Source organism: Rhizobium sp. BT03 (assembly GCF_030053155.1).
Lineage (GTDB): Bacteria > Pseudomonadota > Alphaproteobacteria > Rhizobiales > Rhizobiaceae > Rhizobium.
The window spans coordinates 42412-64741 of sequence record NZ_CP125640.1; the positions used below are offsets into that span (position 1 = coordinate 42412).

The 22330-nt window shown below is 63.2% G+C and carries 17 protein-coding genes, 1 pseudogene and 1 riboswitch; of the genes and pseudogenes, 14 read left to right on the plus strand and 4 right to left on the minus strand.

Going from position 1 to position 22330, the window contains the following annotated elements; all coding sequences use genetic code 11:
• Window positions 1-10: 10 nt before the first annotated feature.
• On the minus strand, window positions 11-1012 hold the full coding sequence (locus QMO80_RS00245; RefSeq protein WP_283198385.1) for a glycine betaine ABC transporter substrate-binding protein: 1002 nt from the start codon (window positions 1010-1012) through the stop codon (window positions 11-13).
• Window positions 1013-1701: 689 nt separating this feature from the next.
• Here QMO80_RS00245 and QMO80_RS00250 point away from each other — a divergent pair.
• Window positions 1702-3177 carry a cobyric acid synthase gene (locus QMO80_RS00250; RefSeq protein ID WP_283198386.1) on the plus strand — a complete coding sequence of 492 codons (1476 nt, stop codon included), beginning with the start codon at window positions 1702-1704 and terminating at the stop codon, window positions 3175-3177.
• A gap of 57 nt (window positions 3178-3234) precedes the next feature.
• On the opposite strand, the gene QMO80_RS00255 is transcribed toward QMO80_RS00250, so the two are convergent.
• Window positions 3235-3804: a hypothetical protein gene (locus tag QMO80_RS00255; RefSeq protein WP_283198387.1), complete on the minus strand. Its 570-nt coding sequence runs from the start codon at window positions 3802-3804 to the stop codon at window positions 3235-3237.
• A gap of 153 nt (window positions 3805-3957) precedes the next feature.
• On the opposite strand from QMO80_RS00255, the gene QMO80_RS00260 reads away from it, so the two are divergent.
• On the plus strand, window positions 3958-4728 hold the full coding sequence (locus QMO80_RS00260; protein ID WP_283198388.1) for an SDR family oxidoreductase: 771 nt from the start codon (window positions 3958-3960) through the stop codon (window positions 4726-4728).
• 125 nt (window positions 4729-4853) lie between these two features.
• Window positions 4854-6082, plus strand: a pseudogene (locus QMO80_RS00265) (adenylate/guanylate cyclase domain-containing protein).
• A gap of 4 nt (window positions 6083-6086) precedes the next feature.
• On the opposite strand, the gene QMO80_RS00270 reads toward QMO80_RS00265, so the two are convergent.
• Entirely contained in the window at window positions 6087-7877 is a 1791-nt protein-coding gene (locus QMO80_RS00270; protein WP_283198390.1) for a chloride channel protein, read from the minus strand.
• Between the two features lie 226 nt (window positions 7878-8103).
• Window positions 8104-8501: riboswitch (cobalamin riboswitch) on the plus strand.
• A gap of 298 nt (window positions 8502-8799) precedes the next feature.
• Between QMO80_RS00270 and cobU the strand changes: the two genes are divergently transcribed.
• Genes cobU through cobO form a run of 4 tightly spaced genes read left to right on the plus strand, consistent with a single transcriptional unit; the run spans window position 8800 to window position 15157 of the window.
• On the plus strand, window positions 8800-9324 hold the full coding sequence (gene cobU / locus QMO80_RS00275; RefSeq protein ID WP_283198391.1) for a bifunctional adenosylcobinamide kinase/adenosylcobinamide-phosphate guanylyltransferase: 525 nt from the start codon (window positions 8800-8802) through the stop codon (window positions 9322-9324).
• A 4-nt stretch (window positions 9325-9328) separates the two neighbouring features.
• A complete protein-coding gene (cobW, locus tag QMO80_RS00280) occupies window positions 9329-10378 on the plus strand; it encodes a cobalamin biosynthesis protein CobW (protein ID WP_283198392.1) in 1050 nt (349 codons plus the stop codon).
• Between the two features lie 4 nt (window positions 10379-10382).
• A complete protein-coding gene (gene cobN / locus QMO80_RS00285) occupies window positions 10383-14525 on the plus strand; it encodes a cobaltochelatase subunit CobN (RefSeq protein WP_283198393.1) in 4143 nt (1380 codons plus the stop codon).
• Complete coding sequence (cobO, locus tag QMO80_RS00290) at window positions 14522-15157, plus strand: cob(I)yrinic acid a,c-diamide adenosyltransferase (RefSeq protein ID WP_283198394.1); 636 nt, start codon at window positions 14522-14524, stop codon at window positions 15155-15157. The genes cobN and cobO overlap by 4 nt, the downstream gene beginning before the upstream one ends.
• Window positions 15158-15194: 37 nt before the next feature.
• Here the strand turns inward: cobO and QMO80_RS00295 are convergent, their stop codons facing one another.
• Window positions 15195-15980, minus strand: coding sequence for a TSUP family transporter (locus QMO80_RS00295; RefSeq protein WP_283198395.1), 786 nt, complete (start codon window positions 15978-15980; stop codon window positions 15195-15197).
• Window positions 15981-16128: 148 nt separating this feature from the next.
• Between QMO80_RS00295 and QMO80_RS00300 the strand changes: the two genes are divergently transcribed.
• From QMO80_RS00300 to QMO80_RS00330, 7 genes are all read left to right on the plus strand, one after another.
• On the plus strand, window positions 16129-16548 hold the full coding sequence (locus QMO80_RS00300; protein ID WP_283198396.1) for a cobalamin biosynthesis protein: 420 nt from the start codon (window positions 16129-16131) through the stop codon (window positions 16546-16548).
• 69 nt (window positions 16549-16617) lie between these two features.
• Window positions 16618-17568 (plus strand): nucleoside hydrolase, encoded by a 951-nt coding sequence (locus tag QMO80_RS00305; protein WP_283198397.1) that lies wholly within the window; start codon window positions 16618-16620, stop codon window positions 17566-17568.
• Window positions 17569-17757: 189 nt separating this feature from the next.
• Window positions 17758-18597: a uroporphyrinogen-III C-methyltransferase gene (gene cobA, locus QMO80_RS00310; protein ID WP_283198398.1), complete on the plus strand. Its 840-nt coding sequence runs from the start codon at window positions 17758-17760 to the stop codon at window positions 18595-18597.
• On the plus strand, window positions 18594-19901 hold the full coding sequence (locus tag QMO80_RS00315; protein ID WP_283198399.1) for a cobyrinate a,c-diamide synthase: 1308 nt from the start codon (window positions 18594-18596) through the stop codon (window positions 19899-19901). The genes cobA and QMO80_RS00315 overlap by 4 nt, the downstream gene beginning before the upstream one ends.
• Complete coding sequence (locus tag QMO80_RS00320) at window positions 19898-20962, plus strand: threonine-phosphate decarboxylase (RefSeq protein WP_283198400.1); 1065 nt, start codon at window positions 19898-19900, stop codon at window positions 20960-20962. The genes QMO80_RS00315 and QMO80_RS00320 overlap by 4 nt, the downstream gene beginning before the upstream one ends.
• Complete coding sequence (cbiB, locus tag QMO80_RS00325) at window positions 20959-21939, plus strand: adenosylcobinamide-phosphate synthase CbiB (RefSeq protein WP_283198401.1); 981 nt, start codon at window positions 20959-20961, stop codon at window positions 21937-21939. Before QMO80_RS00320 ends, cbiB begins: the two co-directional genes overlap by 4 nt.
• A gap of 79 nt (window positions 21940-22018) precedes the next feature.
• Complete coding sequence (locus tag QMO80_RS00330; RefSeq protein ID WP_283198402.1) at window positions 22019-22219, plus strand: hypothetical protein; 201 nt, start codon at window positions 22019-22021, stop codon at window positions 22217-22219.
• Window positions 22220-22330 lie beyond the last annotated feature (111 nt).

Genomic DNA, 22330 nt, shown 5'->3' on the forward strand with positions numbered 1-22330 from the left:
TGTTTTTGCGTTATAAGTTCGCCTTGACCTTTTCGGCTACATCGGCGGGAACCCATTTCATCCATAGTCCCTCGTAATTGCGAAGGAAATGGATCGCGGCATTCTCGTTGCTTTCGCGGTTTTCGTCCTGCCAGGCCAGCACCTGGTTGATCGTCTGATTGTCCCATTTGCGGGTTTTGAGATAGGTGGTGACAGGTCCGGCACGGCTGGCAAAAGATCTCGTCATCAAGGTGAAGGCGCGCGAGACCGGGTAGGAATTGAGTTGTGGCCTGATGCAGCCGGCAACCGCGGTGCAGCGGTCCCACTCGGCCTTGTTGTGGCCGACGCCGAAGCTCAGCCGCGTCATGTCGTATTTTCCGAGGACGGCGGTCGGCGCCCAGTAATAACCGAGCCAGCCGACCTTGTTGGCGAAGGCGTGGGCAATCGAGGCATCAAGCCGTTCGGGGCTGCCGGTTTCGACGAGTTCGAAGCCCTTTTTGTCCGCGGCAAGCGCCTTGAACAGGTTGGTGGTGGATATCTGGCAGCTCCAGTCGGCGGGACAATTGTAGACCGCGCCCTTCGACGCATCGTCCTCGGCGGGGAAGAGTTCGGGATGTTTCAACGCATCTTCGACCGACCGGATGTCGGGATTGGCGTCGGCGATGAATTTCGGGATCCACCAGCCCTCGACCGCGCCGTCGGCGAGGATTTCGGCTCCCTGCACCAGCCGTCCGGCGTTGACGGCCTGATCGAGCAAAGCCCTGACGGAATTGATCCAATATTCCGAGGCGATGTCTGGGGTACCTTTCTCGTTCATCGAGGCGAAAGTCGGCAGCGTGTCGCCGTCGACAATGGTGACGGAGCAGCCGTAACCCTTTTCCAGGATGATCTTGTCGAAATTCGCCGCAATGCCGGCCGAGGCCCATTTCATCTCGGCGATCGAAACCTTGCCGCATTCTGCGGCTTCGGCCGGCACGACGGCAGAAAGAGCCGCGGCAAAGACGGCCGGAATCAGAAACGTCTTCATCGTCATTCCCCGAATTCTTCTTTACAGCGCTGCGTCTTTTGAGACGCGCTAAGGAGGCTGTGATGCTTTGAATTTACGGACGCACGCCGGGGCAGAAAATCAGCGACAAGTTCCTCCGGCGCCCGAAAGGAAATGCCTTGCGGGCGATGCCGCGACAGACATTTCCGGTTCACGGGTGCCTTCGTCCTTGCGGCTCCGGCAGCTTATCGCAGGTCATGGCTCGAAAATGGCGTTTTAGGGAAGCCTACGCGTTCGCGCGCAGAAATCAACCATCTTCTGCTGATAGTTGTAAGACTAAATGATTGAATTCCAATAATTTATCTCAATATCCCGAAAATGGCGCCTTTGAGCGCGCTGCACGCTCTTGGCGATCGCCAGCGGATCTTCGGCAGAAATTTCGGCGAGAACGTCAAAAAAGATCAAAATTAACATTTGCGTAAGTCTTCAATAACTCTCCGGTAAGAATGTGCCGTTATCAGTTGGGTCGTGGCGGCAATGACCGCCGCTTCTCCGGTTTAGGTAGTGCGTACCGGAGAAAGCGAGCTTCGCCGTGTAGGGGCGAAGACGCCTGAGTTTTCGGCAAACCGCGCAGAGCCAAGGCCATGCGCGGTTTTCGCGTTTTCGCGAAAATGTCGCAACTCTTGACCCGGGATCGGCGGCCATTGTAGGCCTCGCCTCAACGAAAGGCGGCCGCCATGGCAAGAGCAATCATGCTGCAGGGAACCGGCTCGGATGTCGGTAAGACGGTGCTGGTCGCGGGGCTCTGCCGGCTGGCGGCCAATCGCGGGCTGACAGTCCGGCCGTTCAAGCCGCAGAACATGTCGAACAATGCGGCGGTCGCCGATGACGGCGGCGAGATCGGCCGGGCGCAGTGGCTGCAGTCGCTGGCCGCCCGCACGCCGTCCTCGGTGCACATGAACCCGGTGCTGCTCAAGCCGCAATCGGAAAACGGCAGCCAAATCATCGTGCAGGGCAGGGTGTTCGGGCAGGCGAAGGGGCGCGACTATCAACGGCTGAAACCGCAACTGCTCGGCGCCGTGCTCGAGAGTTTCGAAAAAGTGGCCGCCGATGCCGACCTCGTTATCGTTGAGGGTGCGGGTTCGCCGGCCGAGATCAATCTCAGGGCCGGCGATATCGCCAATATGGGTTTTGCGACGCGGGCCGGCGTGCCTGTCGTGCTCGTCGGCGATATCGACCGCGGCGGCGTCATCGCCTCGCTGGTCGGCACGCATGCGATCCTCGACGATGCCGACCGGGCGATGATTGCGGGCTATATCATCAACAAGTTCCGCGGCGACATTTCGCTGTTTGACGACGGTATCCGCGCCATCGAAGGCTTTACCGGCTGGCCGTGTTTCGGCGTTGTGCCCTGGCTTCCGGCTGCCGCGCGCCTACCGGCCGAAGATTCGGTCGTGCTCGAACGGTTGGCGAAGGGCGGGACGGGCGCGCTGAAGGTCGCCGTGCCGGTGCTGCCGCGCATCGCCAATTTCGACGATCTCGACCCGCTGCGGAGCGAGCCGGATGTCGAGCTGGTCTTCGTCAGATCCGGCGAGCGGCTGCCTGCCGATGCGAGCCTCGTCGTCCTTCCCGGCTCGAAATCGACGATATCGGATCTCGCCGATTTCAGGGCTGAAGGCTGGGACCGCGATCTCCAAGCACATATCAGGCGCGGCGGCCGGGTGATCGGCATTTGCGGCGGTTACCAGATGCTCGGCCGCACGGTGCACGACCCGCTCGGTATCGAGGGTGGGACGCGCGAGACGCCGGGGCTTGCGCTTCTCGACGTCGAGACCGAGATGGCGCCTGAAAAAACTGTGCGCAACAGCCATGCCCGCTCGACCGAATATGATGTGCCGCTTGCCGGTTATCAGATCCATCTCGGCATCACCCGCGGCCCGGATTGCGATAGACCTTCGGCGATTATCGATGGCGCGCCCGACGGGGCGCTTTCGGCCGACGGCCGGATCATAGGCACCTATCTGCACGGGCTCTTCGGCAGCGACGCCTATCGCGCCCGGCTGCTGCAAAGCTTTGGGCTCTCGGGCGAGCAGAAGAATTACCGCGAGAGCGTCGAGCGGGCGCTGGATGAGGTCGCGAGCGACCTGGAGAAGCATCTCGATGCGCGCTGGCTTGCCGGGTTGCTCGGCTGCCCCTTTCCAGCGTCGTGCTAGTAGCGCTTGCCGTGAGAATTCGACGGCTTAGCGAACGCACATAACCTGATCGAAAAATTATCTCGTCGGAAGCGCTTGTTCCAGAACCGCGGCCAAATCCTCTCTCTGCATCTTTATGGGGGGTGTCTCGGTGAGTGCGGAAAGAGTAAGATTGATAACTGCAAGCGCATAATCACAGTATAAGCTTGATGGATCATTTTTATATCTGATATCTGCTAAGCAGTGCGATACTCGATCATCCTTGAGCTCGGATCGAGCTACGCCAACAACGGTCCGAATGTTGTCGATCACCTGCTGCGTTTGGGGAGGGGATTGAACATGCACCCGTGTTCCGTTTCTTGCTTGGGTGAGCTTGCTTACAATCTCTTTGAAATCTGTTTTGTCTTGGTAGTCGCGAGCGGCAACTTTCGCCTTCTTTTGTGTGAACAAGATCAGCCATCGCGTAGAACTACAAGCAGGGGAGTCCAGCCCATCACGTGCCAGGATTGCCGTGTAGCATGCTTCGATCTCGCCTCCCTTTCCCGCTATAAGTGTCGCGAAGTAAGGTGGCAGGGCCTCGTTCTCCGCGGCGTTCACAGCCGTTGCAAGCAGCGCGGATAGAGCAGTGATGAGCAATCCAGATTTCATTCTCCACCCTCTGTGATTTCGGAACCGTTTCACATACCGCAAGTCAACAGATCTCAGCTTCCCGTGTAACATCAACCGTCGGTGTGCTATTGTCAAATTAGTTGACTGAGTCCATTAATTGTCGCGACGGGCCCTTTGAGAGCGACGAAAACCATGAGCGTACTGGATAGATTTTCACTGGCAGGTCAGGTGGCGCTGGTGACCGGCGGTGGCCGTGGTCTGGGCTTCGAGATGGCGCGCGCCCTTGCGGAGGCCGGCGCCCATGTCATCGTGACTGGGCGTACGGCGGCGACGCTGGAAGATGCGGTAAACATCATTCGTGCCGCGGGCGGCACGGCGGAGGCGGCCGCCTTCGATATCGCCGACCGCGAAGCGCAGCGTGCTGTGATGGCCGATATCGACCACAGCCACGGCCGCCTCGATATTCTGATCAACAATGTCGGCGCCCGCGACAGACGGCCGTTGGCCGAATTCGACGATGACGCAATCATCGAGCTGCTGCGCACCGATCTGGCCGCGGCGATGATGCTTTCGCGGGACGCCGCCGTGCTGATGAAGCGGCGCAATCACGGCCGCCTGATCGCGGTGACCTCGATCAGCGGCCATGTCGTCATGCCCGGTGACTGCGTCTATCCGGCAGCCAAGCAGGGCCTGACCGGCCTGATGCGCGGTATGGCGGTCGAATTCGGCCCGTACGGCATCACCAGCAACGCGATTGCGCCCGGCTGGTTCGCCACCGAGACGAACGCCGCGATGGCCGCGAACGAGGAATTGATGCCCTTCGTGCGCCAGCGCATTCCCGTCCAGCGCTGGGGACGCCCGGACGAGATCGCCGGCGCGGCGCTGTTTCTTGCAAGCGGCGCCGCCGCCTTCGTCAACGGCCATGTGTTGACCGTCGACGGCGGCATGACGGTCAGGATGTGAGGATGATACCCGCCGGCGTTGTGTTGGCTTCGGATAAAAAGACTTGCCGTTGATCACGGCTGGAAATATCGGCTTGGCGCGACTATCAATTGATAGGGCGGCAGCCCGGTTCGGCACCGCCGCCCATTTGCCCGATTTGCCGTCATAAGATTGCGCTGGCTCATGTGGAGATTCGAAAATTAGCGACCATATTCAGTGGCTTATCGAACAAGGAATCAAGGCCGAGCATATTGGCGACCTCATTGGGGAGCTGTGCGATCGGCTGATCGCCGATGGCTTTCCGATCTGGCGGGGCAGCATTGCGATGCCGTCCATTCATCCCATGTACGGCGGCGTTTCCGCCAATTTCGTGCGCGGCGGTGCCACCACCATCGAGAACGCCGAATATGGAACTGCGGCAGTGCTGAACTTTGAGAAGACGCCGATCTACTATCTGCTCGGCCGCGACGAGACGTCAGGGCGCTGGAACATTGCCAAAGGTGAGGGTGTCGACGACTATCCGCAGCTTGCGGAATTCGCGCTTGGCGGCGGCACGGATCACCTGGTCAGCCTGCTGGAGTTCCCGAAGGAGGCTGCGTTACGCGGTGTCAGCCTGTCGCTCACCAGCGACAGACCGGGTGGGTTCTCCGATGATCAATTGGCGACCGTCGCCAGGTTTTTCCCGGCGCTGGGGCTGGCTTGCTACCGCATCGCGGCTTCGAAAACCGCTGCGGATATCCTTGCCGTCTACACTGGCGCCAAGACGAGTGCACGCATTCTTGCGGGCGATATCCAGAGGGGAACGGGAGGCGCCATCAATGCTGCGATCCTGCTTGCCGACCTCAGAAACTTCACGGCGCTGACCGAGGTTTACCAGCCCGGTGAGATCGCCGGATTTCTGAACGAACATTTCGAGCTGATCGGCCGGCATGTCGAGGAAAGTTCCGGCGAGATTCTCAAATTCATGGGCGACAGCGTGCTGGCGATCTTTCCGACAGACGCCGAGGACCCGCAAAAGTCATGCATGTCCGCGCTGGTTTCCGCACGGAATATTCTGGAAGCGAACAAGGCCTTGAATCATCAGCGGACGGAGAATCGAGGCCCGGATATCGGCGTCGATGTCGTGCTGCATCTCGGCGAGGTGTTCTATGGAAACATCGGCGCGCGCGGCAGGCTTGACTTCACGGTGATCGGCAGCGCCGTCAACGAAGCCTCGCGGCTCGAGAAGCTCTGCGGCACGCTCGGGCACCATCTCCTGATGTCGGAGAGTTTCGCCGTCACCTGCGCGGTTGAGAGCGAATGTCTGGGATCCTTCGAATTGCGCGGTGTTTCTAAGGCGGTCAACGTTTTCAAGCCCGCCGAACCTCGTTCCTAGCGGTTCAGATCTCGCCCGAGACCTCACGGCGGCGGCGGTCGAGTTCTTCGCTGTAGCGGCGCAGCGTATAACTTTCGCTGAGCTGGCCGATCACCTTGCGTTCGATCAGGTTGTTTACGACGGCCAGTGCTTCGCTTTCACTCTTGTCGAAGATCGCCGCCGCCTGCCTGGCATTCATCTGCGGCTGCAGGAAATCATTGCGGTAGTGGATGAAATCGGCAAGCGTCTTGCCCTCGTCTTGGGCGTCGGTCGGGTTGGCGTAGATCTCCGGCACCAGCACGAGGCCGGCATATTTGTCGCTCTCCTCGACGAGGATGACACGCTGGGTCGAGCCGATCGGGAAGGCCTGCTTGAATTCCTCCAGCGAGATGCCCGCCTTGGCCGTCTTGACGTCGGCGCGCATCAGCTTGTCCACCGTCAGGTTGCGGATCCAGCCGACGTCATGGGCGCTGCGGATGCTTTCGCCGCGCAGATGGAAGCGCCATGTGGCGAAGGAGTAGCCGAAGGTCGAGCGCACGACGAGCGAAGAGGTGATGACGGCGGCGAGCACCAGCGCGGTGATCGGGAAATCGCCGGTGATTTCGAGCGCCAGGAACGTCATCGTCAGCGGCCCGCCGATGACGGCGACGGCAAGCGAACTCATGCCGACGACGGCATAGATGACGGGCGTTAGCGTCGCATCGGCAAAATAGGGGCCGCAATAGGCGAAGAGCTTGCCGAGCAGGGCGCCCATGAACAGCGACGCGAAGAACAGGCCGCCCCTGAAGCCGGAGCCGATCGAGATCGCGGAAGCCAAGGATTTCAACAGAAAGAGGCCGATCAGCGCCGGGATGGCCACGTCGCGGGAAAGGTTGAGATGCAGCGCGCCGTGGCCGGCCGAAAGCACCTGCGGCGAGATCATCGCCAGCAGCCCGACAATGATGCCGCCGAGTGCGGGGCGGAAGGGCGGGGCGATCGAGCTCTTGCGCGCGAGTTCCTCGACGAAGGAGACGCCCTGCATGATCAGGATGCCGACGCCGGCGCAGAAGACGCCGAGCAGTATTGCCGGGATATAATCGGCCGGCATGACAGCGCCGAAGCTGCCGATATCGATGGTGAAATCGCCGTCGGTGAGCAGCCTTGCGATCAGGGTGGAAACGAGGGCCGAGACGACCACGGGGGTCAGCGACACGATCGTATAGGTGCCGATGATCAGCTCGAAGGCATAGAAGGCGCCGGTCAGCGGCGCGTTGAAGGCGGCGGCGATGGCGCCGGCTGCGCCGCAGCCGACGAGGATACGCAGATCCGAGCGGCGAAGCTGCAGCTTCAGGCCGAATTTCGAGGCGAGGCCGGCGGCAAGCTGGGTATAGCCGGCCTCCAGGCCGACGGAGGCGCCGAAGCCGTTGGAGATCAGGTTCTGCACGGCGACGATGATGCTGTCGGTCAAGGACAGGCGGCCGCCATGCAGCGCATTGGCCTCGATCGGGTCGACCATCGGCTTCTTGCGGCGTTTGGCCAACACGAAGAGAAGCAGACCGAGCAAGATGCCGCCGATGACGGGGGCGGTCAGCAGCAGCAGCTTGTCGTCGATCACAGACGAGCTCAGCCTTTCGCTGTCTGGTATGCCGAAGACCAGCTGATGCAGTTCATTGGAGACGAAGCTCATGCCGGTGACGGCAAGCCCGGAGGTGATGCCGACGACGGCGCCCGCCAGCGACAGGCCGACTTCGCTGCGTCGCGTCAGCGCCCGCAGCCGCCCCGGATCGAAGAAAACTCGCAGCGCCCGGAACCGGCGCCGATCCAATTTCATAAGCATGGCAAGACAACTAGGCAGGAAGAGGCCCGGTCAAGGGCGATGGCGCAGACCGCTTGCGATGTAATTGCGGCGAAAAGCTGGCGCGACGATCAAATATTTATGACGTAAGTATCTGATAAATGACGATGTTTTAGGTAGAGTAAGTCGTCTTGCGAGCGTTGCGTCGCCTGGCTGGCCATTCCCGGCCATATCGGCCGGTTGACTTCACCCCTGAGCTTGCCTAACCATCTTTGGAATAACGGATGGTTCCGGATCGGTGTTACGCCTTTCCGGATGAAAAGGGAATGTGACGGGGCGGACCCACACCGGGCGCCTTCATCACAGCCGACCCCGCGACTGTAGAGCGGTCAGGGTCTTCCATCCGGCATCCAGCTCTTCCGGCCGACAGTCTGCAATGGTGCAGGCGGGCGGGACGGGCGACATGCCGGAAAAGCCACTGGACATGCATGGTGATCAACCGGGGTCGGACGCCTCTATTTCTACGAATCGTCCACCTCTTCACCGATGCAGCCGGGAAGGCGAGGCAGATCCGCTGGCACGATCATGGGCGACCGGATTCCGGTCCGCCCCGATCGCGGCCGACAACCGCGAGCCAGGAGACCTGCCATTCGTGCCGGGCGAGAAGCCCAACCCTGGGCAAGAGACCCACTGCCAGCACGGAGGTTGTTTTGGCTGAACGAATGAATTCGGCGCGGCTTGGTGCTGTGCGTATGGATTTCCCCTTCTCCCTCGCGGGGAGAAGGTGGCCCGAAGGGTCGGATGCGGGGGCCGCACGGCGCCTCCGTCATTTTGCCCTTCGCTTGTGCTCAGTGCATTCGCGGCTTCGCCGCTCACCCCCTCAACCGCCTGCCGGCACCTTCTCCCCGCGGGGGAGAAGAGGGATGTGGCACCGCCGCGCCCTCTCTAGCGGGAGCGCTTGCGTATGACGATCGCTTCCACCAACACCACCTTTATCCTCGGCGGCGCACGCTCCGGCAAATCCCGCTTTGCCGAATCTCTTGTCGTGCCGACCGGCCTCGATCGTCACTACCTCGCGACCGGCCGGGCGTGGGACGAGGAAATGCAGGCGCGCATCGCCCAGCACCGGGCCGATCGCGGTCCGTCCTGGACCACGCATGAGGAGCCGCTCGATCTTGTCGGCAAGCTCGCCGCCATCGACGGCGAGGGCCGTGTGGTGCTGATCGACTGCCTGACGCTCTGGGTCACCAATCTGATGATGGAGGAGCGGGATATGACCGCGGAGTTTACGGCGCTCGCTGATTTCCTGCCTGACGCGAAGGCGCGGCTCGTTTTCGTTTCCAACGAGGTCGGCCTCGGCATCGTGCCCGACAATCGCATGGCGCGGGATTTTCGCGATCATGCCGGCCGTCTCCACCAGATGATCGCGGCGAAGGCCGCCGAAGTCTATTTCATCGCGGCAGGCCTGCCGCTGAAAATGAAGGGTTAAATCCATGAACCAGCAGAAGATTCCCGCAACCGTCATCACCGGCTTCCTCGGCGCCGGCAAGACGACGATGATCCGCAACCTGCTCACAAACGCGGGCGGCAAGAAGATCGCGCTCATCATCAACGAATTCGGCGATCTCGGCGTCGACGGCGATGTGCTGAAGGGCTGCGGCGCGGAGAATTGCACTGAGGACGACATCATCGAGCTGACCAATGGCTGCATCTGCTGCACGGTCGCCGACGACTTCATTCCGACGATGACGAAGCTGCTGGAGCGCGACCAGCGCCCCGACCATATCGTCATCGAAACCTCGGGCCTTGCTTTGCCGCAGCCGCTGGTCGCGGCTTTCAACTGGCCTGACATTCGCACTCAGGTGACCGTCGACGGTGTCGTCACCGTAGTCGACAGCGCCGCAGTTGCCGCCGGCCGTTTCGCCGACGATCACGATGCTGTCGAGGCGGCGCGCAGTGAGGATGAATCGCTCGATCACGAGAGCCCGATCGAAGAGCTGTTCGAGGATCAGCTGACCTGCGCCGATCTGATCGTGCTCAATAAGACCGACCTGATCGATGGGGCTGGTCTTATCAGGGTGCGCGACGAGGTCGCCTCTCGCACAGTGCGCAAGCCTGCGATGATCGAGGCGAGGAATGGCGAGGTGCCGGCCGGCATCCTGCTCGGTCTCGGAATCGGCACGGAGGACGATATCGCCAACCGCAAGTCGCACCACGAGCTTGAGCATGAGGACGGTGTGGCGCACGATCACGACGAATTCGACAGCTTCGTCGTGGACCTCGGAGCGGTCGCCGATATTGCCGGCTTCGTTGAAAAGCTGAAGGCGATCATATCAGCCCATGACGTGCTGCGCCTCAAGGGCTTCGTCGACGTTTCGGGCAAGCCGATGCGCCTGCAGCTTCAGGCCGTCGGCAGCCGCATCGACCACTATTTCGACCGCGCCTGGACGCCTGGTGAAAAGCGCGCCACGCGTCTGGTCGTCATCGGCCTTCATGAGATGGATCAGGGCGCGGTGAGGGCGGCGATCGAGGCGCTGGCGTAACCCCATGCATCTGCTTCTGGCCCAACAGGGAACGATCAGCGACGGCGATGAGGCGATCGACCTCGGGCAGACGCCGGGCGATATCCTGTTCCTGTCGGCGGCCGACAGCGAGCTTGCGGCGATCGCGGCCGCCCATCAAGCGCGTGGTGGACCGCATTCGCTGCGGCTCGCCAGCCTGATGAGCCTCAAGCATCCGATGTCGATCGATACCTATGTCGAACGCACGGCGCGGCACGCCAGGCTCATCATCGTCCGTGCGCTCGGCGGCGCCAGCTATTTCCGCTATGCGCTGGAGGCGCTGCATGCTTGTGCGGCCCGCAATGGCATGCTGATTGCGGTGCTGCCGGGTGATGCCAGGCCGGATGCAGGGCTGGCGCCCTTCTCGAACATCGCAGCCGACGATCTCGATGGGCTCTGGGCCTATCTGATCGAGGGCGGCGATGCCAATACGCGCGCCTTTCTCGATTATGCTGCGGCAATGCTATCCGGTGCGGAGAAGCCGGCGCCGGCCGTGCCCTTGATGAAAGCCGGCATCTGGTGGCCGGGGCGGGGTCTGATCGGGGTCGAAGAGTGGCGGCGGGTTGTCGGTTCGCATGTTACGCGACCTTCGTCCGTCGAGCGTGGGATACCCCCCTCTGTCCTGCCGGACATCTCCCCCACAGGGGGGGAGATCGGCAAGTCGCTTGGGCTTCGAACCAAAGCAACGCATAAGGATGCCGCACTTTCGGCTGAAGAGATGGCGCGAGGCCTCTCATCCCCGATCTCCCCCCTTGTGGGGGAGATGTCCGGCAGGACAGAGGGGGGTATGGTAGCGGAGGAGCGATTTGAACCCCCGACAATCGCGATCAGCTTCTACCGCGCCCTCGTGCAGAGCGGCGAGACCAAGCCGATCGAGGCGCTGATCGACGCCTTGCAGGCGCAGGGTCTCCGGCCGCTGCCGGTCTTTGCCTATAGCCTCAAGGATCCCGTCTCGACCGGCATTCTCGAAAGCGTGTTTTCAGCGCTGAAACCCGATGTCGTGATCAACACGACCGGCTTTGCCGTCTCCGCACCGGGCGCCGACCGGCAGCCGACGGTGCTGGAGGCGAACGGGGCGGTGGTGCTGCAGGCCATCCTGTCCGCCTCGTCGCGGGAGGCATGGGCTGTCTCCTCGCAAGGCCTCTCGGCGCGGGATCTCGGCATGAACGTGGCGCTGCCCGAAGTCGACGGCCGGGTGCTGGCGCGGGCGGTCTCCTTCAAGACGGCAGCGCGTTACGATGCGGCTGTCGAGACCAACATCGTCGCCAGCGAACCAGATGCCGGCCGGGTGCGCTATACGGCGGAACTCGCCGCCAATTGGGCACGGCTGCGCGGCACCCTGGCACGCGACCGGCGCATCGCTCTTATCATGGCGAACTATCCGAACCGCGACGGCCGGCTCGGTAACGGGGTCGGCCTCGATACGCCGGCCGGCAGCGTCGAGGTGCTTCGGGCGATGGCGGCCGCGGGTTATCCGCTCGCCGATATTCCAGCCGACGGCGACGCGCTGATCCGGCATCTGATGGAGGGGCCGACAAATTCGGGGCATGACGGCCGGGTCGTCCGCGAGACGCTATCCCTGAGTCGTTACAGCAGCTTCCTGGCGTCTCTTCCCAACAAGATCCAGGATGAGGTGAGGGGCCGTTGGGGCGATCCCGAGAACGATCCGTATTTTCGCGAGGGCGTCTTCGCTCTGCCTTTCGCCCGCTTCGGCGGCGTCCTCGTCGGCATTCAGCCGGCGCGCGGTTATAATATCGATCCGAAGGAGAGCTATCATTCGCCGGATCTCGTGCCGCCGCACGGTTATCTTGCCTTCTATGCTTTCCTGCGGCGCGAGTTCGGTGCCGACGCCGTCATTCACATGGGCAAACACGGCAATCTCGAATGGCTGCCGGGCAAGGCGCTGGCGCTGTCGGATGCGTGTTATCCCGAGGCGATCCTCGGGCCGCTGCCGCATCTTTATCCCTTCATCGTCAACGATCCGGGCGAGGGCACGCAGGCCAAGCGCCGGACGGCCGCCGTTATCATCGATCACCTGACCCCGCCTTTGACGCGGGCCGAGAGCTACGGGCCGCTCAAGGACCTGGAAGCGCTGGTCGACGAATATTACGAGGCATCCGGCGGCGACCCCCGCCGCATCCGCCTGCTCAGCCGGCAGATCCTCGATCTCGTCACCGATATCGGCCTCGACCGGGATGCCGGCATCGTCAGCGGCGAAAGCGAAGGCGAAGCGCTGAAGAAGCTCGACGCCTATCTCTGCGACCTCAAGGAAATGCAGATCCGCGACGGACTGCATGTGTTTGGGGTTTCGCCGCAGGGGCGGCTGCTGACGGATTTGACGGTGGCGTTGGCGCGGGTGCCGCGCGGACTTGGCGAGGGCGGGGATACGAGTTTGCAGCGGGCGATTGCGGGGGATGTGGGTGAGGGCGGTGTGCCTGTGGCATCCCCCTCTGTCCTGCCGGACATCTCCCCCACAAGGGGGGAGATTGAATCGGGGCGCTGGCTTCCCCAAACAATAGAGGTTGGCGTGCGGGCTAGCCCCTTGCCGATCTCCCCCCTTGTGGGGGAGATGTCCGGCAGGACAGAGGGGGGTAACTCCACGTTCGACCCTCTCGACTGCGACATGGCCGCTCTCTGGACCGGCCCACGTCCCGCCATCCTCGCAGACCTCCTCGACGCCCCCTGGCGCACCAACGGAGACACTGTCGAGCGCATCGAGCTGCTGGCGGCGAAAATCGTTGCCGGTGAGATGGAATGCCCAACCCTCTGGTCCCAAACCAGAGCTGTGCTTTCCGAGATCGAGACCCGTCTCAAACCTTCGATCCTCGCCTGCGGTCCGGCGGAGATATCCGGCCTGCTTGCCGGCCTCGACGGCCGTTTCGTGGCCCCTGGCCCCTCCGGTGCGCCGACGCGCGGGCGGCCCGATGTCTTGCCCACGGGCCGCAATTTTTATTCGGTCGACAGCCGCGCGGTGCCGACGCCGGCCGCTTACGAACTCGGCAAAAAATCCGCCGAGCTGCTGGTGCGCCGCTATGTGCAGGATCACGGCGAATGGCCCGATACCTTCGGGCTGACGGCCTGGGGCACGTCGAACATGCGCACCGGCGGCGACGATATCGCCCAGGCGCTGGCGCTGATCGGCGTCAAGCCGCTCTGGGATATGAGTTCGCGCCGCGTCACCGGCTATGAGATCATACCGCAGGCCGTGCTCGGGCGGCCGCGCGTCGATGTCACGCTCAGAATCTCCGGCTTCTTCCGCGACGCTTTTCCCGAGCAGATCGCCTTGTTCGACAAAGCGATCCGCGCTGTCGGCGCGCTTGACGAGGACGAGGCCGACAATCCGATCGCAGCCCGTATGCGCGGCGAAGCGGCAAGACTTGCGGCCGCCGGCCTCGACGCCGCCTCGGCGAAACGCCGGGCCGGCTACCGGGTCTTCGGCTCGAAGCCCGGCGCTTATGGTGCCGGATTGCAGGCGCTGATCGACGAAAAGGGCTGGGAGCGGCGCGCCGATCTCGCCGAAGCCTATCTCGTCTGGGGAAGTTATGCCTATGGCGCCGGCGAGGAGGGCAAGGCCGAACGCGGCCTGTTCGAGGAGCGGCTGCGCTCGGTGCAGGCCGTCGTTCAGAACCAGGACAATCGCGAGCACGACCTGCTCGACAGCGACGACTATTACCAGTTCGAGGGTGGCATGGCGGCGGCGGCCGAACAGCTGGCCGGCGCGCGTCCCTCGATCTATCACAATGATCATTCGAGGCCGGAAAAGCCGGTGATCCGTTCGCTGGAGGAGGAGATCGGCCGCGTCGTGCGCGGGCGCGTCGTCAATCCGAAATGGATATCGGGCGTCATGCGCCACGGCTATAAGGGCGCGGCCGAGATCGCCGCCACCGTCGATTATCTCTTCGCTTTCGCGGCGACGACGGGCGCGGTCGGCGCCCATCATTTCGAGGCGGTCTACCAGGCTTTCGTCACCGATCCCGCTGTGCGCGATTTCATGGTGGAGAAGAATCCGGCGGCATTCGACGAGATGACAGCGCGGCTGTGTGAGGCGATCGACCGCAGCCTCTGGACGCCGCGCAGCAATTCGGCCCGGTTCGACTTGGCCAAATCACAGAATGAGGTGAATCGATGAGTGACGAGATCCCGGACAACGAAACGGCCAAGGACGACGCGCGCCATGCCGAGAAAATGGCGAAGAAGAAGGCCGCGCGCGACAAGATCATGGCGACCAAGACCGATGGCAAGGGGCTGATCATCGTCCATACCGGCAAGGGCAAGGGCAAGTCATCCGCCGCCTTCGGCATGATCTTCCGCCACATCGCTCATGGCAAACCGTCCGCCGTCGTGCAGTTCATCAAGGGCGCGATGTGGACCGGCGAGCGCGACCTGATCGAGACTCATTTCTCCGATCTCTGCCAGTTCCACACGATGGGCGAGGGTTTTACCTGGGAAACGCAGGACCGCGCCCGCGACGTTGCCGCGGCTTCGGCCGCCTGGGAGAAAGCCAAGGAGCTGATCCGCGACGAGCGCAATTCCATGGTGCTGCTCGACGAAATCAACATCGCGCTGCGCTACGATTACCTCGATATCAACGAGGTCATCGCCTTCCTGAAGAGCGAGAAGCCCGCCATGACGCATGTCGTGCTGACCGGGCGCAACGCCAAGGAGGAACTGATCGAGATCGCCGATCTGGTGACCGAGATGGAGCTGGTCAAACATCCCTTCCGTTCCGGCATCAAGGGTCAGCCGGGGGTGGAGTTCTGAGGCGTTTGACGGCGATGGACGAGATGAGGTTCGGCGGCTAGACGCCGAGCCAGACGCGCAGCGGATTTGCCGGGTCGGCGAGCAGCTTGACCGCAAGGGCGACGCAGACGATGACGAGGAGCGGCTTGATCAGCTTCGAGCCGATCCGCATGGCAAGCCGCGAACCGAGCTGCGCGCCGAGGAACTGGCAGACCCCCATCAACAGGCCGATCTTCCAGAGGATCGCGCCGAAACTTGCGAAGACGATCAGCGCGCCGAAATTCGAGCCGAGATTGAGAAGCTTGGTGTGGGCGGTTGCCTTCAGCACGCCGAAGCCGGCGAGCGTGACGAAGGCGAGCATGAAGAAGGAACCGGTGCCGGGGCCGAAGACCCCGTCATAGAAGCCGATGGCCGGCACCAGCGTCAGGCCGAAGGCGAAGGGCGTGATGCGGCGATGGGTGTCGACGTCGTTGAGGTTCGGCTTGACGGCAAAGAAGATCGCGATCGACAGCAGCAGCACCGGCATGATCGCCTGCAGCACCTGTCCGGGCACGATCGTGGCAAGGGCAGCGCCGAGCGCTCCGCCCATGACCGCCATCAGCGCCATCGGCAGCTGTTCGTGAAGCTGCACATGGCCCTTGCGGGCATAGGCGAGCGTTGCCGAAGCTGCGCCGAAGATCGACTGCACCTTGTTGGTGCCGAGCGTCTGCAGCGGCGGAATGCCTGCGATCAGCATGGCGGGAACGGTGATGAGGCCGCCGCCGCCGGCAATCGAATCGACGAAACCGGCAAAGAAGGCCGCCGCGCAAAGCAGCAGAAGCAGATGAAGAGCAATGTCAGGCAAGACGGTATTCCGAAGGGGCTTTCGGGTGGCTTTGTTGCATTTCCCATCCCAAGCTGCAATGGCTGCCAGAGCATGATGCCGAAAAGCAGGAGCGGTTTTCCGACGGCATCATCTTCTGAGACACAGCAGAGCGTATTCGACGGCTTCCATGAGCGACATTCCCTTCGACACGGCACGGCGCCACGTGCTCGGGCTCGGCTGCGAGCGCGGGACGGCGCCGGCCGAAATGCTGGCACTGGCCATCGCGGCGCTGGAGGCGGCGGGTATCGGCGGAGCTGAGCTTGCTGCCATCGCCTCCATCGACAGCCGCAGGCATGAGCCGGCAATCCTTGCTGTTGCCGAGCATTTTGCCGTGCCGGCGCTGTTCTTCGATGCGCCGCGGCTGGAAGAGGAAACGCAGCGGCTCAAAAATCCGTCCGAGATCGTCTTTGCCCGCGTCGGCTGCCACGGGGTGGCGGAATCGGCGGCACTGGCGGCCATTGGCCGGGATGCGGAACTCTTGCTCGGCAAGATCAAATCCGCGCATGCGACGGCGGCGGTCGCCCGCATCGGGTTGCAGAAAGCCTGACGGGCGTTATGGTGGCGGCAATTCGCAGCGCCGTCCGGCAGTTCGCGGTTTACATATAAAGGATATTCCATGCACAAGGTCATTTATGACACGGACCCGGGCGTCGACGACGCCATGGCGCTTCTTTTCCTGCACCGCCATCCCGAAATCGATCTGATCGGCATCACCACGGTTTTCGGCAATGCCTCGGTCGAGACGACGACGCGCAACGCGCTTTTCCTCAAGCGCGAATGGAATATTCCGGCACCCGTCGCCAAGGGCGCCGGCGTCACCATCGATCCCTCGCGCGCCGAGCGGGAATGGCCGGCCATGGTGCATGGCGAGAACGGTCTCGGCGATATCGAGGTGCCCGGGACGATCGACCTGCCGCTGGATCCACGCCCGGCGCATCGCTTCATCATCGATACGGTCCGCGCCCATCCGGGCGAGGTGCGCCTCGTGGCCGTCGGGCGGATGACCAATCTGGCGCGGGCGCTGAAGGAAGATCCGGAGATTGCGAGCCTGGTCAAGGACGTCGTCATCATGGGCGGCAACTTCTATGTGCCGGGCAATGTCTCGCCGGTCGCGGAAGCCAATATCCACGGCGATCCCGAAGCGGCCGACATCGTCATGACCGCGCCCTGGAAGGTCGTCGTCATCGGCCTCGACGTCACCTCGATTACCACGATGAGCCGCAGCTATCTCGGCGAGATGGCAGCCAGGGGCGACGGCGCGGTGAAGCTGCTCGACGCGCTGTCGCAGTCCTACATCGATTTCTACAAGCATGCGGTCGAGGACGGCATGATGGTGCATGACAGCTGCGCCTCGGTCTATGTCGTGGCGCCGGAGCTGTTCTCGTCGATATCGGGTGCAGTGCGCGTCGTCTGCGGCGGCATTGCCGACGGCCAGACCATCGTCAAGCCGGACGGCCACCGCTTCCCGCCGGGCGACTGGGATGGCCTGCCCAGCCAGGTCGTCTGCACCGGCATCGAATCGGAGAAGGTCATCGACCTCATCCGCGATACGCTGCTTACGGCTTGACGCTCGGGAGGCCGGCTGCATCGCGGCCGGCCTTCGCGACCATATGATAATATATTCATATTGTTATTCGGGTTTTTCGAGAATTCGAATCCGCTTCCTCGCAAAGTGAGTCACGGTCATCTCAGCAACTTCAAGTGAGGCGGGGCGCGCGGCGTTGACCTTGGCCTTTCCGGGGCCTAGATCAACAAAATGCTGAATAGCCAACTCTCCCATCTTCCGGCGCTGGAGCCGGGCAGCGTCTGGCTCGTTGGCGCCGGTCCCGGCGATCCAGGCCTCCTGACCCTGCTTGCCGCCAAGGGGCTTTCCCAAGCCGACGTCATCGTACACGACGCGCTGGTCAACGAGGAATGCCTGGCGCTGGCGCGGCCGGAAGCGGTGGTGGAATATGCGGGTAAACGCGGCGGCAAGCCTTCGGCAAAACAGCGCGACATTTCGCTGCGGCTGGTGGAGCTGGCGCGCGCCGGCAAGCGGGTGCTGCGGCTGAAAGGCGGCGATCCTTTCGTCTTCGGCCGCGGCGGTGAGGAAGCGCTGACGCTGGTCGAGCACAATATCCCCTTCCGCATCGTGCCCGGCATCACCGCCGGCATTGGCGGGCTCGCTTATGCCGGCATTCCGGTGACGCATCGCGACATCAACCACGCCGTCACCTTCCTCACCGGCCACGATTCCTCCGGCATCGTGCCCGATAGAATCGACTGGGATGCGATCGGCCGGGGCTCGCCCGTAATCGTCATGTATATGGCGATGAAACATATCGCCGAGATCAGCGCCAATCTCATCGCCGCCGGCCGGCCGCCGACCGAACCGGTCGCCTTTGTCTGCAATGCCGCCACCGGCCGGCAGCAGGTGCTGGAAACGACGCTGGGGGAGGCGCCCGAAGCCATCGCCGCCACCGGGCTCGAACCGCCGGCCGTGGTCGTCGTCGGCGAAGTGGTGCGGCTCCGGGCCTCGCTCGACTGGCTCGGCGCGCTCGCCGGCCGGCGTCTGCAGCCCGATCCGTTCCGCCGCTCCGGCAAGGTGGTGATATGAGCGGCCTCCTGATCGCAGCCCCTTCCTCCGGCGCCGGCAAGACGACGGTGACGCTCGGGCTGCTGAGGGCGTTGCGCCGACGCGGCATCGCGGTCGCGCCCGGCAAGGCCGGCCCTGATTACATCGATCCCGCCTTCCATGCGGCAGCGAGCGGCACGCCTTGCCTGAATTTCGATCCCTGGGCGATGCGCCCGGAACTGATCTCGGCCAATTCAGCCCTTCACCGCTCCGGCGACCGCATCCTGGTCATCGAGGCGATGATGGGTCTGTTCGACGGAGCGGCCGACGGAAAGGGAACTGCGGCCGATCTTGCCGCCCAGCTCGGCCTTTCCGTCGTGCTCGTCGTCGACGCCTCGCGCATGTCGCAATCGGTAGCGCCGCTGGTATCGGGCTTTGCCGGCTTCCGCGCCGATGTCCGCGTCGCCGGTGTCATCCTCAACAAGGTCGGCAGCGAGCGGCACGAGGCGATGCTGCGCCAGGCGCTCGAAGCGATCCGCATGCCTGTTGTCGCCGTGATCGGCAGCGACAAGGCGCTTTCCCTGCCGGAACGCCATCTCGGTCTCGTCCAGGCCGGCGAGCACGCGACGCTTGAGAATTTCATCGATCATGCGGCGGACGCCGTTGCCGAGGAATGCAATTTCGAATTCCTGCTGCGCATTGCAAGGCAGGGGCTCAACCGGCCGTCGGCCGCCAATATCGATCGGCTGATGCCGATCGGCGCCCGGATCGCCGTGGCGCGCGATATCGCCTTCGCCTTTTCCTACGAACATATGCTGCTGGGGTGGCGCCGCCGCGGCGCGGATATTTCCTTCTTCTCGCCGCTCGCCGACGAGGCGCCGGCCGGCGACGCCGATGCGATCTATCTGCCGGGCGGTTATCCCGAGCTGCATGCGGGGCGGCTCTCGCAAGCGCAGAATTTCCGCGCCGGCATGCTCGACGCGGCGGCACGCGGCATCCGGATCTATGGCGAGTGCGGCGGCTACATGGTGCTGGGCGATGGGTTGATCGATGCGGCGGGCAAGCGCCACGAAATGCTTGGGCTGCTGCCTGTCGTCACCAGCTATGCCGAGCGCCGGCGCCATCTCGGCTATCGCCGTGTGACGCCGCTCGACGGCGCTTTCTTCGCGCGGACGATGACGGCGCATGAATTCCACTATTCCACCGTTGTCTCCGAGGGCGAGGGAAAGCGGCTGTTTGCAGCGCAGGATGCGCTGGGAACCGATCTCGGTGCCGTCGGGCTGCGGCGCGGCCAGGTGGCTGGATCCTACATGCACCTGATCGATCTTGCGAGAGCGGCCGCATGAACGCGCCCATCGCCCATGGCGGCGGCATCACCGCCGCTGCCGCCGCCTTCGGCGGCAGGCCGGAAGACTGGCTCGACCTATCCACTGGCATCAATCCTTGCCCCGTCGCCCTGCCTGACATTCCGCCAAGGACATGGCACCGGCTGCCGGACAGTCATCTCGTCGACGAGGCAAGACGTGCGGCCCGCGCTCATTACCGCAGCGGCGAGATCCTGCCGCTGCCGGTGCCGGGAACACAATCGGTGATCCAGCTTCTGCCGCGCCTGCTTTGGCAGGAAAGGCAGGGCGCCGTGACGGACGACAAAGTCGCAGTCACGGACAATAGGATTGCCGTGACGGACAACAGGGTTGCCGTGATATCGCCGACCTATGGCGAATATGCGCGCGCTTTTACGTCGGCCGGTTTTGCCGTCGATGCGGTCGGCGATGTCGCCGAAATCGGGGCGGAGCATCGGCTGGCTGTCGTCGTCAATCCCAACAATCCGGACGGCAGGGTCTGGCCAGCGGAAATGCTGATTGCCCTGCACGACAGGATGACGGCTGCAGGCGGGATTCTCGTCGTCGACGAAGCCTTCGGGGATACCGAGCCGGCGCTGAGCCTCGCTGCCCGCGCGCAAGAGCTTCCCAACCTGATCATCTTCCGTTCCTTCGGAAAGTTTTTCGGGCTTGCCGGCTTGCGGCTCGGTTTTGCGATTGCGCGCGAGGATTTTCTCGCCCGTTTCGAGAACTGGCTCGGCCCCTGGGCGGTCTCAGGCCCGGCGCTTTCGCTGGCCGCCTCACTGCTGCGGTCCGACGTCTCCGCGATCCGCCACTGTCTCGATGAACGCAGTGCCGCCCTGCAGGCGACGCTGACCGCGGCCGGATTGCGGATCAGGGGAGGGACCGCGTTGTTCACCCTTGTCGCCGATAGCAGGGTGAGCGACATTTACACGCATCTTTGCCGGCATCATATTCTCGTCCGCAAGTTCGATTATGCGCCGGATTGGCTGCGTTTCGGCCTGACGCCGGATCCGGCGGCAGACAGGCGGCTTGGCGAAGCCCTTCAGGGATTTGAACGATGACGATCGACGAAAACCTCCTCGTGCTGCTTCTGGCGCTGCTGCTCGACCGGATCGCCGGCGATCCGCAATGGCTGTGGTCGCGCATGCCGCATCCTGTCGTCATCTTCGGCGCGGCGATCTCTTACGCCGATCAGCAGCTCAATCCCTCAAGTCTCACGGGCTCTCAGCGCCGGATGAATGGCGTCGCGGCGATCGTGGCGCTGCTTCTGCTGTCGATCGCCGCAGGCCTCGTGTTCGACCGGTTCTTCGCGCTCTTCGGCCTTGCCGGCCTCGTGCTGGAGGCCGGTCTGGTGGCGATCTTCCTGGCGCAGAAGAGCCTTGCCGATCATGTCACTGATGTCGCCGCGGCCTTGCGCCGCGAGGGGCTGGCCGGCGGCCGGAACGCCGTCTCCCGCATCGTCGGGCGCGATCCAGAGACGCTCGACGAGCCGGCCGTCTGCCGCGCGGCGATCGAAAGCCTTGCGGAAAATTTCTCCGACGGCGTCGTGGCGCCGGCCCTCTGCTATGCCGTCTTCGGCCTGCCGGGCCTGCTCGCCTACAAGATGCTGAACACGGCGGATTCGATGATCGGCCACAGGTCGGAAAAATACATCGATTTCGGCTGGGCCGCGGCCCGGCTCGACGATATCGTCAACTGGCCGGCCGCGCGTCTCTCCATCTTGCTGATCGCCGCCGGCGCCTGGATAAGGCGCGGCATGAGCCCCTGCCGCGAGGCGATCCGGGTGGCAATGCGCGACGGCGGCCTGCACCGCTCGCCGAATTCCGGCCGGCCGGAGGCCGCCATGGCCGGCGCTCTCAACGTCCAGCTCGCCGGCCCGCGCATCTACGGCGGTGTCGTCGTGACGGAGCCGATGATCAACAACGCCGGCCGCGACATCGCCACCGCCGGCGATATCGAGGACGGCGTGTCGGTGTTTTATGCCAGCTGCATGGTGCTGACCGGCCTGATCTTCGGGTTGTTTCTGTGTTTTTTGTAGACTGCCACGGCCCAGTGGACAGTCCCGCCTCAAACGTTTATGCGAAGCGCCTCATATCTCACAGACCGGAAGCAGAGCGATGACAGTTCAGGTTGAATTACCGTGCCCGAAGTGCAAGAGCACCAAGATGAAGTTCGAGCGGGCCGAGATCCGCGAGACGGATATCATCACCTGTGCCGCCTGCGGTCACAATCTCGGCACGATGGCTTCCATCCGCGAGAAGATGAACAAGGCCTATCAACGCCTCAACCGGCCTGCGGCTGGGCGCAAGCTCCAGTAGATGAGTCGCTCACTGCTTAAACGTGTTAAAATTGTGATTACCATTCGGATTAAAGCAATATAGAAAGTATTGCCGTAGTCTCTCTGTCGTGAGGGCGCAATTAAACTGCGC

Bases quoted from the DNA above. Each gene is read 5' to 3' on its own strand.
- cbiB (WP_283198401.1), top strand. From the start codon at position 20,959: ATGACGATCGACGAAAACCTCCTCGTGCTGCTTCTGGCGCTGCTGCTC.
- QMO80_RS00270 (WP_283198390.1), bottom strand. From the start codon at position 7,877: ATGCTTATGAAATTGGATCGGCGCCGGTTCCGGGCGCTGCGAGTTTTC.
- cobA (WP_283198398.1), top strand. From the start codon at position 17,758: ATGCTGAATAGCCAACTCTCCCATCTTCCGGCGCTGGAGCCGGGCAGC.
- cobO (WP_283198394.1), top strand. From the start codon at position 14,522: ATGAGTGACGAGATCCCGGACAACGAAACGGCCAAGGACGACGCGCGC.
- cobN (WP_283198393.1), top strand. From the start codon at position 10,383: ATGCATCTGCTTCTGGCCCAACAGGGAACGATCAGCGACGGCGATGAG.
- QMO80_RS00305 (WP_283198397.1), top strand. From the start codon at position 16,618: ATGCACAAGGTCATTTATGACACGGACCCGGGCGTCGACGACGCCATG.
- QMO80_RS00300 (WP_283198396.1), top strand. From the start codon at position 16,129: ATGAGCGACATTCCCTTCGACACGGCACGGCGCCACGTGCTCGGGCTC.
- cobU (WP_283198391.1), top strand. From the start codon at position 8,800: ATGACGATCGCTTCCACCAACACCACCTTTATCCTCGGCGGCGCACGC.
- QMO80_RS00315 (WP_283198399.1), top strand. From the start codon at position 18,594: ATGAGCGGCCTCCTGATCGCAGCCCCTTCCTCCGGCGCCGGCAAGACG.
- QMO80_RS00255 (WP_283198387.1), bottom strand. From the start codon at position 3,804: ATGAAATCTGGATTGCTCATCACTGCTCTATCCGCGCTGCTTGCAACG.
- QMO80_RS00245 (WP_283198385.1), bottom strand. From the start codon at position 1,012: ATGACGATGAAGACGTTTCTGATTCCGGCCGTCTTTGCCGCGGCTCTT.
- QMO80_RS00330 (WP_283198402.1), top strand. From the start codon at position 22,019: ATGACAGTTCAGGTTGAATTACCGTGCCCGAAGTGCAAGAGCACCAAG.
- QMO80_RS00250 (WP_283198386.1), top strand. From the start codon at position 1,702: ATGGCAAGAGCAATCATGCTGCAGGGAACCGGCTCGGATGTCGGTAAG.
- cobW (WP_283198392.1), top strand. From the start codon at position 9,329: ATGAACCAGCAGAAGATTCCCGCAACCGTCATCACCGGCTTCCTCGGC.
- QMO80_RS00260 (WP_283198388.1), top strand. From the start codon at position 3,958: ATGAGCGTACTGGATAGATTTTCACTGGCAGGTCAGGTGGCGCTGGTG.
- QMO80_RS00320 (WP_283198400.1), top strand. From the start codon at position 19,898: ATGAACGCGCCCATCGCCCATGGCGGCGGCATCACCGCCGCTGCCGCC.